This window comes from Microbulbifer sp. ABF4_143 (genome assembly GCF_056160225.1).
Genome location: NZ_JBSWWT010000001.1, coordinates 260,489 through 278,379, shown reverse-complemented (window position 1 = coordinate 278,379; position 17,891 = coordinate 260,489). Strand labels below are relative to the sequence as shown.

The 17,891-nt window shown below is 63.1% G+C and carries 17 protein-coding genes; 13 read left to right on the top strand and 4 right to left on the bottom strand.

What is annotated here, in order from left to right:
• Positions 1-87: 87 nt before the first annotated feature.
• Positions 88-762 carry a RadC family protein gene (radC, locus tag ACXAF3_RS01275; protein ID WP_475110488.1) on the bottom strand — a complete coding sequence of 225 codons (675 nt, stop codon included), beginning with the start codon at positions 760-762 and terminating at the stop codon, positions 88-90.
• Positions 763-877: 115 nt separating this feature from the next.
• On the opposite strand from radC, the gene coaBC reads away from it, so the two are divergent.
• The 4 genes from coaBC (at position 878) to slmA (ending at position 6,147) form a co-directional block, all read left to right on the top strand.
• On the top strand, positions 878-2,089 hold the full coding sequence (coaBC, locus tag ACXAF3_RS01270) for a bifunctional phosphopantothenoylcysteine decarboxylase/phosphopantothenate--cysteine ligase CoaBC (protein ID WP_475110487.1): 1,212 nt from the start codon (positions 878-880) through the stop codon (positions 2,087-2,089).
• A 43-nt stretch (positions 2,090-2,132) separates the two neighbouring features.
• A complete protein-coding gene (locus tag ACXAF3_RS01265; RefSeq protein ID WP_475110486.1) occupies positions 2,133-4,496 on the top strand; it encodes a phosphomannomutase/phosphoglucomutase in 2,364 nt (787 codons plus the stop codon).
• Between the two features lie 14 nt (positions 4,497-4,510).
• Entirely contained in the window at positions 4,511-5,443 is a 933-nt protein-coding gene (gene argB / locus ACXAF3_RS01260; RefSeq protein WP_475110485.1) for an acetylglutamate kinase, read from the top strand.
• 98 nt (positions 5,444-5,541) lie between these two features.
• Positions 5,542-6,147 (top strand): nucleoid occlusion factor SlmA, encoded by a 606-nt coding sequence (gene slmA, locus ACXAF3_RS01255; protein ID WP_475110484.1) that lies wholly within the window; start codon positions 5,542-5,544, stop codon positions 6,145-6,147.
• A 42-nt stretch (positions 6,148-6,189) separates the two neighbouring features.
• On the opposite strand, the gene ACXAF3_RS01250 is transcribed toward slmA, so the two are convergent.
• Together ACXAF3_RS01250 and pyrE are read right to left on the bottom strand one after the other, a co-directional pair.
• On the bottom strand, positions 6,190-6,795 hold the full coding sequence (locus ACXAF3_RS01250) for a hypothetical protein (protein WP_475110483.1): 606 nt from the start codon (positions 6,793-6,795) through the stop codon (positions 6,190-6,192).
• Between the two features lie 43 nt (positions 6,796-6,838).
• The gene (gene pyrE, locus ACXAF3_RS01245; RefSeq protein ID WP_475110482.1) at positions 6,839-7,492 is read right to left on the bottom strand and encodes an orotate phosphoribosyltransferase; all 654 of its coding nucleotides are present in this window, start codon (positions 7,490-7,492) and stop codon (positions 6,839-6,841) included.
• A gap of 116 nt (positions 7,493-7,608) precedes the next feature.
• Between pyrE and ACXAF3_RS01240 the strand changes: the two genes are divergently transcribed.
• Positions 7,609-8,376, top strand: coding sequence for an exodeoxyribonuclease III (locus ACXAF3_RS01240; RefSeq protein WP_475110481.1), 768 nt, complete (start codon positions 7,609-7,611; stop codon positions 8,374-8,376).
• 58 nt (positions 8,377-8,434) lie between these two features.
• Here the strand turns inward: ACXAF3_RS01240 and rph are convergent, their stop codons facing one another.
• Positions 8,435-9,154 carry a ribonuclease PH gene (rph, locus tag ACXAF3_RS01235; protein ID WP_475110480.1) on the bottom strand — a complete coding sequence of 240 codons (720 nt, stop codon included), beginning with the start codon at positions 9,152-9,154 and terminating at the stop codon, positions 8,435-8,437.
• Between the two features lie 154 nt (positions 9,155-9,308).
• Here rph and ACXAF3_RS01230 point away from each other — a divergent pair, with 154 nt between their 5' ends.
• The 8 genes from ACXAF3_RS01230 to rpoZ all read left to right on the top strand — a co-directional run bounded on the left by ACXAF3_RS01230 (position 9,309) and on the right by rpoZ (position 17,873).
• Positions 9,309-10,196 carry a YicC/YloC family endoribonuclease gene (locus ACXAF3_RS01230; RefSeq protein ID WP_475110479.1) on the top strand — a complete coding sequence of 296 codons (888 nt, stop codon included), beginning with the start codon at positions 9,309-9,311 and terminating at the stop codon, positions 10,194-10,196.
• 328 nt (positions 10,197-10,524) lie between these two features.
• The gene (locus ACXAF3_RS01225) at positions 10,525-11,298 is read left to right on the top strand and encodes a type IV toxin-antitoxin system AbiEi family antitoxin domain-containing protein (RefSeq protein ID WP_475110478.1); all 774 of its coding nucleotides are present in this window, start codon (positions 10,525-10,527) and stop codon (positions 11,296-11,298) included.
• A gap of 5 nt (positions 11,299-11,303) precedes the next feature.
• The gene (locus tag ACXAF3_RS01220; protein WP_475110477.1) at positions 11,304-12,164 is read left to right on the top strand and encodes a nucleotidyl transferase AbiEii/AbiGii toxin family protein; all 861 of its coding nucleotides are present in this window, start codon (positions 11,304-11,306) and stop codon (positions 12,162-12,164) included.
• A 283-nt stretch (positions 12,165-12,447) separates the two neighbouring features.
• On the top strand, positions 12,448-12,567 hold the full coding sequence (locus ACXAF3_RS01215; RefSeq protein WP_475110476.1) for a helix-turn-helix domain-containing protein: 120 nt from the start codon (positions 12,448-12,450) through the stop codon (positions 12,565-12,567).
• Between the two features lie 584 nt (positions 12,568-13,151).
• Complete coding sequence (locus ACXAF3_RS01210; protein WP_475110475.1) at positions 13,152-15,212, top strand: S8 family peptidase; 2,061 nt, start codon at positions 13,152-13,154, stop codon at positions 15,210-15,212.
• 168 nt (positions 15,213-15,380) lie between these two features.
• Positions 15,381-16,625 (top strand): sterol desaturase family protein, encoded by a 1,245-nt coding sequence (locus ACXAF3_RS01205; protein WP_475110474.1) that lies wholly within the window; start codon positions 15,381-15,383, stop codon positions 16,623-16,625.
• 232 nt (positions 16,626-16,857) lie between these two features.
• Entirely contained in the window at positions 16,858-17,481 is a 624-nt protein-coding gene (gmk, locus tag ACXAF3_RS01200) for a guanylate kinase (RefSeq protein ID WP_475110473.1), read from the top strand.
• A gap of 125 nt (positions 17,482-17,606) precedes the next feature.
• Positions 17,607-17,873, top strand: coding sequence for a DNA-directed RNA polymerase subunit omega (rpoZ, locus tag ACXAF3_RS01195; protein ID WP_475110472.1), 267 nt, complete (start codon positions 17,607-17,609; stop codon positions 17,871-17,873).
• The last annotated feature ends 18 nt before the right edge of the window (positions 17,874-17,891 follow it).

Here is a 17,891-nt window from a genome sequence, read left to right as displayed (position 1 = left end):
CAAGCCTCCAGGGATGGATTCACGGCGTGTCCCGCAAAGGCCTACCGGCATCAGGGCCGCCACAGCGTCTTAGCGCCATTGCCGGCGCTAAATCAGCCCCTGCTCGGCAAAAGACAGCGCCGCACCCTCGCCGACGATCATATGGTCGAGCACCTTGATATCCACCAGTTCCAGCGCCTGGGTCAGGCGCTCGGTGATCCAGATATCCGCCTGGCTGGGCTCGCTGACGCCGGAGGGGTGGTTGTGGGCCAGGATCACCGCGGCGGCGCCCTTCTGCAGGGCCACCTGCACTACCTCGCGGGGATAGACGCTGGCGGCGTTGAGGGTGCCCTCGAACAGCTCCTCGAAGGCGATCACCCGGTGCTGGCTGTCCAAGTACAGGCAGCAGAAGACCTCGCGCCGGCGGTGGCGCAGCTGCGCGGACAGGTAGTCGCGCACCGCGCCGGGGCTGCACAGCGCATCGCTGCGCCGCAGCGTCTCCGCCAGGTGGCGCCGGGCCATTTCCAGTACCGCCTGCAATTGCACGTATTTGGCGTCGCCGAGGCCGCGGCCGGCGCAGAAGTCCTCGCGGCTCGCCTCCAGCAGCTGGCGCAGGCTGCCGAAATCCGCCAGCAGCTGGCGCGCCAGATCCACCGCCGACATGCCGGCCACCCCGGTGCGCAGGAAGATCGCCAGCAGCTCCGCATCCGACAGGGCCCCGGCGCCCCGCTCGAGCAATTTCTCCCGCGGCCGCTCCGCCGCCGGCCAGTCCTTGATCCGCATCCCTTCCTCCCTGAAGTTTGTATGCCAATCGGCTATTGCCTTATTGAACAGGCGCAGAAATGCTAATCTTACCCGCTCTCCCAATTTCGGAAACACTGTCTCGGGTACAGCGCCTATGTCCTCCCTGGCCGACAAACGCATACTGCTGGGTATCAGCGGCGGTATCGCCGCCTACAAGAGCGCCGACCTGGTGCGCCGTCTCAAGGAGCGCGGCGCCGAGGTGCGGGTGGTCATGACCGCCGGCGCCCAGGAGTTCGTCAAGCCGCTGACCTACCAGGCGCTGTCCGGCAACCCGGTGCACACGGATCTGCTGGACCCGGCCGCCGAGGCGGCCATGGGGCATATCGAACTGGCCAAATGGGCCGAGCTGATCCTGATCGCCCCCGCCAGCGCCCAGGTGCTGGCCAAACTCGCCTGTGGCCTCGCCGACGACCTGCTGACCACCCTGTGCCTGGCCAGCGAGGCCAAGCTGGCGCTGGCGCCGGCGATGAACCAGGCCATGTGGCGCCACGCCGCCACCGCGGCCAATGTGCAGACGCTGCGGGAACGCGGCGCCCTGCTCTGGGGCCCCGCCGGAGGCCCCCAGGCCTGCGGCGATGTGGGTCCCGGGCGCATGCTGGAGCCGGACGCGCTGGTGCAGGAGGCCGAAGCCCTGTTCCGCCCGCGCCAGTCACTGGCCGGCAAGCGGGTCGCCATCACCGCCGGCCCCACCCGCGAGGCGCTGGATCCGGTGCGCTATCTGAGCAACCACAGCTCCGGCAAGATGGGCTTCGCTCTGGCCGCGGCAGCCCGGCGCGCCGGTGCCGAGGTGACGCTGATCGCCGGCCCGGTGAACCTCCCGACGCCCCCCGGCGTCAAGCGCGTGGACGTGACCGGAGCCCTGGAGATGCGCGACGCGGCCGAGCGCGCCGCCGACCTGTGCGACATCTTTATCGCCGCCGCCGCGGTAGCGGATTTCCGCCCGGCGACGGTCGCGCAGCAGAAGATCAAGAAGCGGGACGACAACAGCGAAGAAACACTGGCACTGGTCAAGAACCCCGACATAGTCGCCGCAATCGCCGCGCGCAGCGAGAGGCGCCCCTTCACCGTCGGCTTTGCCGCGGAGACGGAAAAGGTCATGGAGCACGCCCGGGGCAAGCTGGCGCGCAAAAAACTCGACATGATCATCGCCAACGATGTCAGCGCCGCGGACAGCGGCTTCAACAGCGACCGCAACGCCGTCACCGTGATCGATGCCGCGGGCAGCAAAACCCTGCCGCCGGCACTGAAAACCGAACTCGCGGAACGGCTGATAGAAATGGTCGCCGCCCAAGCGCAGAAACGATAACAACCCGCGTTACTGGAAAGGTTAAAAGGTTAATAAAAATCCCGTGGTTTCCCGCAACGATGCCCATCGCCAGCCGCTCTTTCACAGCGGCCTGCTGTTGCCCGCCCTGCTGGCCACCGTCGCCTGGCTGGGCGGGGCCTACTATATAGCGAGCAATATCATTGCACCGCGCAGCGCTGCGCAGGTGGAGCAGGCGGCACAGCAGAAGGCGCAGGCCTACGCCGCCGAGCTGCAGCAATACCTCGCCACCCGCGAGCGGCAGTTGCGCCGTATTCAGGGCCAAAACAAGCCCGCCGCCGAGCTGTTGACCGGCGCCGCGCTGCCGGAGGGCGCCTCCGCCCAGGCCTTTACCGCCGACCAGGTGCGCGTGGGCGCCGGCGCAAACCCCGCGCTGAACTTCGCCCTGGTGGATCTGCTCAAGCGCAGCGGCGAGGAAGGTGGGCAGCCGGTGGAGTTCCTGCGCACCGGCAGCGATAACGGCTGGCAACTGCACAGCGCGCTGGATCTGGGCGGGCAGTTGTTGCTGGTGAGCCAGCCCTTCTCCGTCTTCGAAGCGGAGCTGAAAAAGCTCGACAGCAATAGTGGCCGGATCAGACTGGTACAAAAATTCCCCGACGCGCCGCCGCAGCCCCTGTGGCAGGGGGGGCAGGGCAGCGGCAGTGCGGCCAGCGCGACCGTGGACGGCAGCTACCTGACGGTGGAGTTCAGCCCTTCGGCGGCCTTTGCCAGCGCACACGCCCTGTCCGCGCACTGGGTCTACATCGGTGCGGCTATCGGCCTGCTGATCACCCTCCTGTTGCTGCTGCGCTTCCTGCCGCGCAAAATCCCGGCCCCCTGGGATCGCGGCGGACAAAAAACACAGGGCGGGGCGAAGGCCCGCGGCAGTTCCGACTACCCGGAACTCCAGCCCGGGCGCACAGGCGAGCCGGCCCTGCAGGCGGTGGCGGCGGCGCCCAGCGCCGGCGAGGAGGTGGCTGAAGACAACCAAATGCCGCGCAAGTCCGAGCTGCAGGTCGGGGTGGAATTTCCCCGGCAGGTATTCCGCGCCTACGATATTCGCGGTATCGCCGGCAGTGAGATCAACGAGCCCTTCGCCTACCAGCTCGGCCGCGCCCTCGGCACCCTGGCCCTGCACGCCGGCGAGGAGATACTGCTGGTGGGGCGCGATGGCCGCAACAGTAGCGAACTGCTCAGCAACTGCCTGGTGGAAGGCATCATCGACAGCGGCTGCAACAGCGTGAACCTGGGGCTGGTACCGTCACCGCTGCTCTACTACGCCTGCGCCAAGGGCAAGAACACCAGCAGCGGGGTTATGGTGACCGCGAGCCACAACCCCGCCGAATACAACGGCTTCAAGATAGTGATGAAGGGCCGCCCGCTGGCGGAGGACAAGCTGCAACGGCTGCACCTGTTGATGCAGAAGGGCCCCTTCAAGAGCGGCCAGGGCAGCAACCGCGAGCAGGATATCCGCAACACCTATATCGACGAGATCTTCAACGACGTGGCCCTCGCCGGGCAGCCGCATCTGGTCGTGGATGCCGGCAACGGCGCCACTTCACTGCTGGCGCCGCGGCTGTTCGAACAGCTCGGCTGCGCGGTGACGCCGCTCTTCTGCGAGATAGACGGCAACTTCCCCAACCACGCCCCGGATCCGTCGCGCCCGGAAAACCTGCAGGCGCTGATCGACAAGGTCGCGGAAACCGGCGCCGATCTGGGCGTGGCGCTGGACGGCGACGGCGACCGCGTGACCCTGGTCTCCGCCTCCGGGCGCATCGCCTGGGCGGACCAGCTGGTAATGCTGCTGGCCCGCGACATACTCGCGCGCAACCCGGGCGAGAATATCGTCTTCGACGTCAAGAGCAGCCGCGCGCTGGCGCAGTTGGTCAACCAGTACGGCGGACGTCCGGTCATGTGGAAAACCGGCCACGCGCCGATGAAGACAAAAATGCTGGAGACAAAGGCCATACTCGGCGGCGAGTTGTCCGGGCACATCTTTATCAAGGACCGCTGGTTCGGCTTCGACGACGGCATCTACGCCGCCGCGCGCATCCTCGAAATCATGGCGCTGCGCGAGCAGAGCCTGGACGAGCTGCTGGATTCACTGCCGCAGATGGTCAGCACCCCGGAGATACTGCTGCCGGCGGACGAGAGCGAGAAGTTCGCGGTCATCGAAAAACTGAGGGAGCAGGGCGATTTCGGCGATGCCGATATCAACACCACCGACGGCCTGCGTATCGAATACGCCGACGGCTGGGGCCTGGTGCGCGCCTCCAACACCAGTGCCGCGCTGACGCTGCGCTTCGAGGCGGAGAGCGATGAAGCGCTGGAACGTATCCGCGCGCAGGTGACGGCACAACTCAAGAAAGTGAACCCGAAACTCGTAGTGCCAGACTGGCAGCTTGTATAAAGGAAGCCCGATTTATGTCACTGGATAGCAAATCCGCCCTGCGCGTCGCCCAGGTACTGAACGAGGCGCTGCCCTATATCCAGCGCTTTACCGGCAAGACCATCGTGGTCAAGTTCGGCGGCAACGCGATGGTGGACGAAGCGCTGCAAAACAGCTTCGCCCGCGACATCATCCTGATGAAGCTGGTGGGCATGAACCCGGTGGTGGTGCACGGCGGCGGCCCGCAGATAGGCACGCTGCTGGACAAACTCAGCATCGAGTCCCGCTTCGTCGACGGCATGCGCGTGACCGACAGCGAGACCATGGACGTCGTGGAGATGGTGCTCGGCGGCACCGTGAACAAGCAGATCGTCAACCTGATCAACAAGAACGGCGGCCGCGCCGTGGGCGTGACCGGCAAGGACGGCCTGCTGATCCGCGCGAAAAAACTCCAGATCAGGAGCGAGGCCGCCGGCCTGCACGCCTCGGAGATCATCGATATCGGCCATGTGGGCGAGGTCGAGAGTGTCAACACCGACGTGATCGACATGCTGATCCACGGCGACTTTATCCCGGTGATCGCCCCCATCGGCGTGGGCGAGGACGGCGCCTCCTACAATATCAACGCCGACCTGGTGGCGGGCAAGATCGCCGAGTACCTGAAGGCGGAAAAACTGATGCTGCTGACCAACGTGGCCGGCCTGCAGGACAAAAACGGCGAGGTGCTGACCGGCCTCAGCACGCTGCAGGTGGACGGCCTGATCGCCGACGGCACCATCTACGGCGGCATGCTGCCGAAGATCGCCTGCGCGCTGGATGCGGTCAAGGCCGGCGTGACCTCGGCACATATCATCGACGGCCGCGTGCCCCACGCGGTGCTGCTGGAAATCTTCACCGACAGCGGCGTCGGCACACTGATCACCGACGACGGAGCGCAAACCCGCGCGCAGCAAACGCCCGGCAATTGAAGCCGGCCCGGCGAATCGGTAGGATTCCGCCGCCGCAGCAGAAAGGCACAACAACAAAACCAGCTTCCGGCCAGCCGCCGGATTATAAAAGGCAGCGAATGAGCAGCGAAAAAATCAACCGGCGTCAACAGATACTGCAGGCCCTGGCCCATATGCTGGAGGCCAGCCCCGGCGCACGTATCACCACTGCGGCCCTGGCCAAGGAGGTCGGCTTCTCCGAAGCGGCGCTGTACCGCCACTTTCCCAGCAAGTCGAAGATGTTCGAGGGGTTGATCGAGTTTATCGAGGAGACGGTGTTCAGCCGCGTGTCGCTGATACTGCAGGAGGAGCCCTCGGCCCTGGCCCGCTGCCAGAAGATACTGCACCTGCTGCTGGCCTTCTGCGAGCGCAATCCGGGCATCACCCGCCTGCTCACCGGCGACGCCCTGACCGGCGAGACGGAGCGGCTGCACGGGCGCATACTGCAGTTCTTCGACCGGCTGGAGACCCAGCTGAAACAGATACTGCGCGAGGCGGAACTGCGCGAGCAGCTGCGCCCGGCCATACCGCTCGGCGGCGCCGCCAACCTGCTGCTGGCCAGCGCCGAGGGGCGCATAGTCCAGTACGTGCGCAGCGGCTTCAAGCGCAAGCCCACCGAGTACTGGGCGGAACAGTGGCCGGTGCTGATGGCGGGATTCTTTCGCGAGACGGCGCTGAGCCAGTGACGGGCGGGGTGTATTGATCGAGGGGCGGGTCTGGTTGCCGGTCTACTTCCCGGCGATCTCCCCGTAGCGCGCCGCGGCCCTGTCGAACTCCTCGTTGATCGCAACCGCCTCCGTCTCGCGCCGGCTCAGGCGCTCCTGCAACACCGCCACCTCCTCGCGCAGGTCGGCAATCCTCTTCAGCAGTTCCGGCGGCACTTCGCGGCCAGCCCGCTGGGTGCGCGCGGCCGCCGCCTCCTCCTGCGCTATCTGCCGGCCCAGGCTGGTAATGTTCGAGCGCATGATGGCCATATCCTGTTCGACGATCGCCAGCTTGCGCGCGCGCGCGCTCTCGATATCGGCCACGCTGTTGTACCGCTTGAGCAGCTGGCGGTCCGCCTCCCGCTGCGCCTCGCGGCGCTTCTGCTCGGCCAGCTCCTCGCCGGAAAGCTGCGGCGGCACCACCTTCAGCACGCGGCCGCTGGGCGTGAGCACCTCGTAGCCCTTGGCCACAAAGCGCGGCGGCACCCGGTCGTCGAGCACCTGGACACCCTTCTCGTCGGTGTAGCGGTACAGAACCCTGCCTTTGAATTCATCGCCCTGCCAGGCCTGGGCGCAGGGCCAGGCCAGAGCGGCGGAGAGAATCAGTGCTGGTAGGGGGACGACTTTCATCGCGCTTCTCGCTGAATGATCGGGCGTGCCGGCGCTCTCGGTATTATGATCCCGAGACGCCATAGCGCTGCCGGTAGTCCTCGATTTTCCGTACCGTGTCGCTGTCCTGCGACTGCTCCTTCAGGTAGCTGATGATATGGTCCAGCTGCACAATACTGAGGACCGGGATATTGTACTGCCTCTCCACCTGCTGAATAGCGGAGAGTTCACAGTCCTCGCTGGCCCTCTCCTGGCGGTTCAGGCCGATCACCACGCCGGCGGCCTCGGCCCCGTGCGCCTCGATGATCTGCATCACCTCGCGCACCGCAGTGCCGGCGGTAATCACGTCGTCGATAATCAAAACCTTGCCAACAAGCGGCGCACCCACTAAGGTTCCGCCTTCGCCGTGATCCTTGGCCTCTTTGCGGTTGTAGCAGAAGGGCTTGTCCACGCCTTTCTGAGCCAGCGCCACGGCAGTTACCGCACCCAGCGGTATACCCTTGTAGGCCGGTCCAAAAATGACATCGAACTCCACTCCAGAGGCGATAATCGCCTCGGCGTAGGCCTGTCCCAGCGCCGCCAGCGCGGCGCCTGTGTGGAAGCGGCCGGCATTGAAGAAATAGGGGCTCCGGCGGCCGGACTTCAGGGTGAAATCACCGAAACACAGCACCTGATGATCCAGGGCCAGTTGGATAAAATCGCGCTGATACTGCTGCATGGCAATTTGTTAACTATTGGCTAAGGTGAAGGGAGACCTCCCCCGCGGGAACTAAGGGGGAGAAGTGTGCACATAATGTTATTAATGATACACAGTCCGCTGGTAAGGGGCTAATAATGCGAATAGTGAGTCTGTCGGTAGACGGCGTTCATCAGGCGGCACAGCGCGGCCTCTATGATTGGTTGGCGGAGCAGGACGCGGATATCATCTGCCTGCAGGATCTGCGCTCCCTGGAGCCGGAACTGGACCACCCGATCTTCCACCCCGACGGCTATTACAGCTACTTCTTCGATTCCGGTACGCCGCACGAGAACGGTGTGGCCATCTATACCCGCAGCCAGCCGAAGGCGATCATCTTCGGCATGGGTTTCGCCAACGGCGAGGATATGTACGGGCGCTACCTGCAGGCGGACTTCGAGCGCCTCAGCGTCGGCTCCCTGCTGGCACCGGTGGCCACCGATGAGGCCTCGCTGGAGAAGAAGGTGCAGTTCTTCGACGACATGCAGGCCCACCTGCACAAGATCAGCCGCAAGCGCCGCGACTTCATCTTCTGCGGCAACTGGGGCATGGCGCACCGCCGCGCCGACGTACAGAACTGGCAGGACCACCAGGACACCCCCGGCTTTATGCGCCACGAGCAGCGCTGGCTGGACCAGCTGTTCAACGAGATCGGCTATGTGGACGCCTTCCGCAAGGTGGTCAAGGACGCGGACGAGTTCACCTGGTGGCCGAGCGGCAAGGTGGGCGAGGGCGACGGCTGGCGCACCGACATGCAGATAGTCTCCCAGACCCTGAAAAACCGCATCGAGTACGGCGCCATCAACAAGAACGTCGACTTCTCCAGCCACCTGCCGCTGATCATGGATTACGACCTCGAGGTCTGATCGAGCGGCGAATGCGGACAAATGTGCCGGGAGCAGATTTGTCCGCATCCACCTTTCATCACTCCTCCAACGCCTTCCTCTGCAGCGCGATCAACTCGCCGATCCCCGCCTTGCCCAGCCCCAGCATCTGCGCGAACTGCTTCTCGGTAAAGGGCGCCCCCTCGGCGGTGCCCTGCACCTCGATCATGCCGCCGTCTTCCGCCATCACCAGGTTCATGTCCGTATCGGCACCGCTGTCCTCCGGGTAGTCCAGATCCAGCACCGCTTCGCCCTCGTAGATACCGACGGAAACCGCCGCCACCAGGTTCTTCAGCGGGTCGGTGGTGATGATTTTCTCCCGCTGCATATAGCGCAATGCATCCACCAGCGCCACGCAGGCGCCGGTGATGGCTGCAGTGCGCGTACCGCCATCGGCCTGGATCACATCGCAATCGATGGTGATCTGGTGCTCCCCCAACTGTTCCAGATCCACCGCCGCGCGCAGGGAGCGGCCGATCAGACGCTGAATCTCCACCGTGCGCCCGCTCTGCTTGCCCTTGGCCGACTCGCGCGGCATGCGCGTGCCGGTGGAGCGGGGCAGCATGCCGTACTCGGCGGTGATCCAGCCGCTGCCCTGACCGCGCAGAAAGCGCGGCACCTCGCTCGCCACCGACGCGTTGCACAGCACTTTGGTATCGCCAAACTCCACCAGTACAGAGCCCTCCGCGTGGCGGGTGTAGTTGCGGGTAATTCGGACTTGGCGCAGTTGTGCCGGCGCGCGGCCACTGGGTCGCTGCATGCTTCACCTCTGATTGTTGGTTGCGAGCTCTGCATTATATATCCCCCGCGGGAAGACCTCGCCCGACTTCCGCGCAATCGCCGCGGTCAGCGGTGCGACTTCAGGGCTGTGCTATGATGCCGGGCCAATTTCCAACGCCAGCAGGGGAGCGACAATGGCCAACCGCCGGGAACAGAATACAGTGCGCAGCATGACCGCCTTCGGCCGCGCCGAGGCATCCTACGCAACCGGCACCGCCATCTGGGAACTGCGTTCGGTCAACCACCGCTACCTGGAACCCCACTTCCGCCTGCCCGAGGCCGCGCGCCCGCTGGAGACCCAGCTGCGCGAGACCCTGCGCAAGGCCCTGTCCCGCGGCAAGCTGGAACTGACCCTGACCCTGAAACCCAACAACGTCGAGAGCACCGGCCTGGAAATCAACCAGCCGCTGGCGGAGGCGCTGGTACAGGCCGCCAGACAGGTGGCACCGGGGCTCGACACGGCGCCGCTGAACCCGCTGCAGATACTGCAGTGGCCCGGCGTGATTGCGGAACCGGAGACAGACTCGGAACAACTGAGCGCCGCCGTGCAGCGGGCCTTCGGCGAGGCGCTGCAGCAGCTCAAGGCCAACCGCGAGCGCGAGGGCGCGGAACTGCGCAAATTTATCGAGGCGCGCCTCGAAAGCATCGAGGAACAGGTCGCCAAGGTGCGCGCCCTGCTGCCGCAGATACTGCAGGCGCAGCGGGAAAAACTGCACGCGCGCCTGGAGGAACTGCTCGGTGAGCTGGACAGGGACCGGCTGGAACAGGAAATCGTACTGCTGGCGCAAAAAGCCGATGTGGACGAGGAACTGGACCGGCTCGAAGCCCATATCGCCGAGACCCGCCGCGTGCTCGAAGGCGGCGGTGCCATAGGCCGGCGCCTGGATTTCCTGATGCAGGAATTCAACCGCGAGGCCAACACCCTGTCGTCCAAATCCGTCGTCACCGACACCACCCAGGCGGCGGTGGAGCTGAAGGTGCTGATCGAGCAGATGCGCGAGCAAGTACAAAACATAGAATGATCTTTTCAGCCTTTCTGTGTTCCCAGCCAGGCGGATCAGCAAGCAGGCGCGTCCCCCCATATCTGTGGGAACACCTTGAAACATGCACTGAAGAAACTGTTCAGGTAGTACTTCCTCTCGTTTGATACGCGCCGGGTCCATGACTTGCGCGGTGCCGCCAGAACTATGCTCGGCAAGACAGGGTTTGAAAAACCTCATTTTCACGGCATTAATTGGCGTGAAATTGAAACTTTACAAACCGCCTGAAGCAGATTGGTTTGATAAATATCTAAATCACGTCAACAATTAACGTATATTTGGAGTTTTACAAACCTGCTTGGGGCCAGCCATGCTGAATACTGAAGCCAGAAAGCAGCTACAGAAGGTGCTGCCTTTGGATATGGTAGCCACCAAATCATGGCTGAAGGCACAGGGACTCAATCTGCATTTTCTGGACAATGCGGTACGCAACCAGACCCTGATCCCTCTCGTAGCCGGTGTTTACGCCAGGCAGGAAGCAAGGCTGTCCTGGAAAGGTATTGTTGCCTCTTTGCAGCGCATGTCCGATGCCCCCGTTCACGTCGGAGGTTTAACCGCGTTAGAGTTGGAAGGGCTTGGCCATTACCTGTCCAAAGGAAGCAAGCCAAGGGTTCATCTCTACTCCGATGCAGCGCTCCCCCGATGGCTCAGCCGAATCGATGCTCCGGCACAGTTTGAGTGGCACGGCACACGCCGCCTGTGGCCAGAAACGCTGATGCAAGACAATAAGTACCTCCGGCAAGACAATTGGCAGGCATCATGCCCCCCGCTGCACTACTCCTGTCCAGAAAAAGCCATTCTCGAACTCTTGGCGGCGGTGCCCAACACCCTCAGCTTTGAACATGCTGACCAGTTGATGCAGGGGCTGCACAACCTCTCGCCACGCAAGCTGGACGCCTTGCTGAAAACCTGTCGCAGTATCAAAGCGAAACGGCTCTTTCTCTGGCTGGCAGGAAGACATCAACACGCCTGGCTCAAGTACCTGACACCAGATCAATACGCGCTGGGCACTGGAAAGCGACTGCTCGCCAAAGGCGGCAGGCTGGAGCCAACCTGGCAGATCACCGTGCCGAAGGACATGTAAATAGCATGGATAGACAAAGCCACTACTATCGACAAGTCCAGCTGTTGATACGGCTTATTCCCTTCGTTGCCCGGCACGACTGCTTCGCCCTCAAAGGTGGAACGGCTATCAATCTGTTCGTTCGTGACTTTCCCCGACTTTCGGTCGATATCGATCTGGTTTTCCTGCCCATGATGGAACGGCATGAGGCCCTGCAGACCATCAAGAACAATCTGGATACACTGGCTTCCACCATCACGACCAGCATCGACAATACTCGGGTTATCCGCTCCTTCCAGGATAGAGCGGATGCCCTGCGCCTACTGGTGGAACGGGATGGTGTGCAAATCAAAATAGAACTCTCCCCCGTATTGCGCGGCACGGTTTACGAGCCCCAGGTCATACCTGTCAGTGAGGCCGTTCAAGAAGAGTTTGGCTTTGCCGAGATGGCCGTGGTGAGCTTCGCGGATCTGTATGCTGGTAAAATCTGCGCAGCGCTAGATCGCCAACACCCGCGAGATCTGTTCGACGTCAAGCAGCTACTCGATAACGAAGGACTCACCGATGACCTGCGCAAGGCTCTGCTGGTTTACATCATCAGCCATCCTCGGCCCATTGCCGAGCTGCTCAGGCCACACTTCAAGGACATTTCCGGCGTCTACGAAGGTGAATTTCGCAACATGGCCGATCAAGACATTCCCCAGGCCGACCTGGAAGCGACCCGGGAGCAACTGGTAAGACTCATCAATACCTCGCTGACACCGCAGGAGCGAACATTTTTACTGTCATTTAAGAATCGCACACCGGATTGGACTCTCCTGGGACTCTCCTGGGACTCTCCGACATTGACCAGTTACCAGCCGTGCGCTGGAAACTACAGAACCTAGCCAGGATGACACCGGAAAAACATGCAGAGGCTTACCGCCGACTTGAACAAATTTTGAAGAGCTAAAAATCCCCAATACACCATGAACCGGGGACCGGATCTTGCTCAAGTCGCCTTTCGCCGCTCAATCCACCGCAGTAAATCCGAGAGCCGCCAGGCTCAACACAGCGAGCGCTCATTTTGACTCGTTTGGGTACCCCTTCATGGCCCACGCCCTGATTCTGTAATTTTCCTCTATTCTCCCGCCTCTTTTGGCCACCCACATTCAGAACAGGGCTGCCGTGATGAGTGATGACATGCTGACCATACGAGAGGTTGCGCAGTATCTGAAGCTCAACGAGAAAACGGCCTATAGACTCGCGGCAGAAGGTAAGCTGCCAGGGTTCAAGGTCGGTGGCTCATAGCGCTTCAGACGTGCAGACGTCGATAAGTGGATTGGCGATAAAATTGTCAGTAAGGACATCAATGAATGAGTGGTGAAACCCAGATTTGACAATAACTCATTCGAACTATCCAGTGATGAAATTATCTTTATGGGTAGTAAATTGGGTAGTTAGGTCACGCCCCCCCTAAAATAAAAACAGCTCCACCGAGAGCTGTTTTTTATACCGGCCTCACGCACCCAAAAAGCGCACCGCGCTGCGTCTTCACATATCCGCAGTGAAGTATTTCTCACTTATTTTTTGACCGGTACGGACGCACCAAAAAAAATTGGCATTTGGCGCCTTATTCCAAATATTGTCCCCGCAAACCGTTGAGGCTTAGGAGTGAACCTCCGTTAAATCCATACATTTGGATAAATATCCTTTTGTACACGACGGCATTTGCGCCGGCTGAATAACTCCAGGCGGCCTATTGTCGGCCTTCACGCGGAAAACGCTCTCCGCCCGCAAGGCAAATAGCAGTAAGCGAGGTATCAGAGGTACACAGGCGCCCCCGCGGTACATGGACGCGCCCGATAACAATAATTACGGAGATCCTAGCAACAATGAAATTACCGTTTAAAAACCTGCTGCAACAATCGGCTCTGCTGAGTGCAGTCTCTCTGCTGTGCGCGGCACCGCTCGCGACGCACGCAGTCGAAACCAACTCGCCGTCGGCGGTGCCCGCCAGTGCGCAGGCCGTCACCGACCGCATCATCATCAAATACAAGAACGCCTCCCAGATGGGGCTGGCTTCCAGCATGTCGCATTCGGCGCTGGAGCACGCCTCGCGCATGGCCGGCACTGAACTGCGCCATATGCGCCGCCTGGCAACCGGCGCGCAGCTGATGCGCCTGAACAAGCGCAAGAGCAAGGCCGAACTGGACGCCATCATCAGCCGTCTGCAGCAGGACCCGAACGTGGAGTACGCGGAGCCGGACCTGCTGATGAAGCCGATGGCCACCCCCAGCGACCCGCGCTACAACGAGCAGTGGCACTACTTCGAATCCACCGGCGGCCTGAACCTGCCCGCGGCCTGGGACACCAGCCAGGGTGAGGGTGTTGTGGTGGCCGTGATCGATACCGGCTACCGCCCACACGAGGATCTGGTGGACAACCTGCTGCCCGGTTACGACATGATTTCCGATCCAGATGTAGCCCAGGATGGCGACGGCCGCGACAGCGACGCCACCGATCCGGGCGACTGGGCACCGGCCGGCGTGTGCGACCCCAACGACCCCGGCAGCAACAGCAGCTGGCACGGCACCCATGTCGCCGGCACCGTCGCAGCGGCCACTAACAACGGCATCGGTATCGCCGGCGTGGCCTACAAGGCCAAGGTAGTGCCGATCCGCGTACTGGGCCGCTGCGGCGGCTACACCTCGGATATCGCCGACGCCATTATCTGGGGCGCGGGCGGCACCGTCAGCGGCGTACCCGCCAACGCCAACCCGGCCAAGGTGCTGAACCTGAGCCTGGGCGGCGGCGGCAGCTGCGGCAGCACCACCCAGAACGCGATCAACACCGCGCGCAGCCTCGGCGCGACCGTGGTGGTGGCCGCGGGCAACTCCAACACCAACGCCAGCAACGCCACACCGGCCAACTGCTCCGGCGTAGTGACCGTGGCCTCGGTCGACCGCTCTGGCGGCCGCGCCTGGTACTCCAACTACGGCAGTGTGGTGGATGTGGCCGCGCCCGGCGGCGACACCTCGGTGGCCAGCAACGGCGTACTCTCCACCCTGAACAGCGGCAGCCAGGGCCCCGGCAGCGACAACTACGCCTTCTACCAGGGCACCAGTATGGCGACGCCCCACGTGGCCGGCGCCGTTGCGCTGATGTACGCGGTGGACAGCTCCCTGTCGCCGGACGATGTCGAGTCGATCCTGAAGAACACCGCGCGCAGCTTCCCCGCCAGCTGCAACCAGTGCGGTTCCGGTATCGTCGATGCGGCGGCGGCCGTGGCCGAAGTCTCCGGCGGCGGTGGCGGCAACCCGGGCAACGGCGAACTGCAGAACGGCGTGGCCGAAAGCGGGCTCTCCGGCAACACCGGCGACGAACTGCACTACACCCTCGAAGTACCGGCGGGCGCGACCAACCTGCAGTTCCAGATCTCCGGCGGCAGCGGCGATGCGGATCTGTATGTGAAGTTCGGCTCTGCGCCCACTACTGGCAGCTACGACTGCCGCCCCTATCTGAACGGCAACAACGAGACCTGCAGCATCTCCAACGTGCAGGCCGGCACCTACTATGTGATGGTGCGCGCCTACAGCAGCTTCTCCGGCGTCAGTCTGGTGGGCAGCTACGATGAGGGCGGCAGCGGCGGCGCCAGCGGCTGGACCGAGACCAACCTGTCCGGAGGACAGGGCACCTGGCAGCACTTCACACTGGAGGTGAACTCCGGCATGGCGACGCTGGACGTACAGATGTCCGGCGGCAGCGGAGACGGCGACCTCTATGTGCGCCACGGCGCTCAGCCCACCACCGGCAGCTACGACTGCCGCCCGTACAAGTGGGGTAATAACGAGAACTGCAGCTTCAGCAATCCGGCCGCCGGTACCTGGTATATCAGCATCCGCGGTTACGACGCCTATTCCGGCGTGACTCTGGACGCACAGGCGAGTCCGTAAACCGGCGCACGCGACCACAGGAGGGCGGCCCGCGGGCCGCCCTTTTTTTACGCGCGCCATAAATGGCTAACGGATTTCAAAATTGCGCCGCGAATTGCCTGGGCCGCGCCTGCCGCCTGTGGCAGAGTGGACACAATTCGACCGATAAGAATATTCAAAGAGGTGCCCGTGAGTCTCGTCACCCTCGCCATCCCCTTTTTCCTGATCGCCGTACTGGTGGAGCTGGCGCTGGATCGCTGGCGCGGCTGGGGCCTGTACCGGCTCAACGACGCCATCGGCAGTCTCAGCGCCGGCATCCTGAGCCGCATCACCGGGCTGCTGCGCTCTGGCGTGCTGTTGCTGATCTATATCCCGCTGTACGAGCTGTTGCAGCCCTACTATCAGGCGGTGGGCTTCAACTGGTCCATGGACAACGGCTGGCACCTGCTGCTGGCGGTGGTGGCCTACGACTTCTGCTACTACTGGAAGCACCGCATCGCCCACGAGATCAACATCTTCTGGGCCGACCACCTGGTGCACCACCAGAGCGAGGACTACAACCTGACCACGGCGCTGCGCCAGCCCAGCGGCGGGCCGCCGATCGGCTGGATCTTCTATATGCCGCTGCTGCTGATCGGCCTGCCGGCGGAACTGCTGATCACCGCCGGCGCCATCGACCTGATCTACCAGTTCTGGGTGCACACGCAGAAGTTCCCCAAGGTGAAGTGGATGGAGTGGATTTTCGTCACGCCGTCGAACCACCGCGTGCACCACGCACAGAACAAGATCTATGTGGACCGCAACTACGGCGGTGTCTTTATCGTCTGGGACCGCCTGTTCGGGACCTACCAGGAGGAGCTGGAGGAGGAGCCGTGCATCTACGGCGTGCGCAAGCCGTTGAACAGCTTCGACCCACTGGCCGCCAACCTGCAGCACTACAAACGCATGGCCCTGGATGCCTGGTATACGAACAGCTGGTGGGACAAGCTCACCCTCTGGTTCCGCCGCACCGGCTACCGCCCGGCGGACGCCGAGGCGGCCATGCCGGTGCCCTCCTGCGACCTGGACAACTTCCAGCGCTTCGATCCACAGATAGGCCGCGGCCGGCGCATCTACGCGCTGGTGCAGCACCTGTGTTACTCCGCCGCGACCCTGGCACTGCTCTGGTATGCACAGAAAATGACCTACTCCGAACAGCTGATCGCGGTGGCGCTGCTCGCCCTCGGCCTGATCGTCAACGGCCGCATTCTCGACGGCCACCGCCTCGCGCGGATCGCGGAACTGGTGCGCCTGGCGGCGCTGGTTCCGGCCGTCGCCCTGCTGCCGCCGGCGCTGTCCGCCGCCCTCGGCTGCTATATCCTTTTCAGCGCGCTCGGCTGGTGGTGGTTGGCTTTTACGGGCAAAGGCGCTACAGTCGCTCTCGTTAGCGATTAGCAACAGGAAGTTGAACCCGGTCACAGACTGTAGGTGGTGGCCGGACCGGCTTCCGCCGGGCGATCCCGGCCGGGCTCGGGGGCGCAGCAGGCGCCACGCAGTTTGTGGTGGATGCCGCGCCCCTGAAAAATCCCAACACTCCCCCCCCAACCCGGCCGGGGTTTAGCCTTTTACCCGCCCTATCCAACTGCTTCCGTTATAATGACCGCTTTGCCCGGATACAGGATCAGTTGTGCAAACAGGAACCCTTTTTACCGTGTCCGCGCCCTCCGGTGCGGGAAAAACCAGCCTGGTAAAGGCGCTGGCGGACAGCGACAGCCAGGTCACAGTGTCGGTGTCCCATACCACCAGGCCGATGCGCCCGGGTGAGCAGGACGGGGTCAACTACCACTTCGTCGGCCGCGACGAGTTCCTGCAGATGCTGGAACGGGACGCCTTCCTCGAACACGCGCAGGTATACGGCGACAACTACTACGGCACTTCGAAGGAGTGGGTCGAGGAGACACTGGCCGAGGGCCGCGACGTGATCCTCGAAATCGACTGGCAGGGCGCGGCCCAGGTGCGCCGGCTGCTGCCGGACACCGTGGGCATCTTTATACTGCCGCCATCGCAGCAGGCGCTGCGCGAGCGCCTGACCGGCCGCGGCCAGGACGAGCAGAGCGTGATCGACAGGCGCATGGCGCAGGCCATCGACGAGATGTCCCACTATGTGGAGGCGGACTACCTGGTGATCAACGACAACTTCGACGAGGCGCTGGCCGAGCTGCGCGCCATAGTCAGCGCCCAGCGGAACCGCCTGAAGCACCAGCAGGAACGCCACGGCGAACTGCTGCAGGCGCTGTTGAAGCGCGCGTAAACCGGGCGCCGCGGCGCCGGCTGATCGATTTACGTACACTCCGCGGTCCGGTAAAATAGCCGGTCCCCTGAACCGAATTCGCCCACGGGGCACCCTATACGCACTGTTAATGGAACCGAAAGTTTATGGCACGTATTACCGTTGAAGATTGCCTCGAGCACGTCGACAACCGCTTCGAGCTCGTTATCGTGGGCAGCAAGCGCGCCCGCCAGATCGCCACCGGCGGCAAAGAACCGCTGGTGCCGGAGGAAAACGACAAGCCCACGGTAATCGCCCTGCGCGAGATCGAGGAGGGACTGGTGGACGCCAGCATCCTCGACGAGCCGGAAGAGGAGGAGGCCCCGGCCCAGTCCATGGCCGCGCCTGTCTACCTGTCCGATCAGGAAATCTGATTTATCCCTTCCACCGAT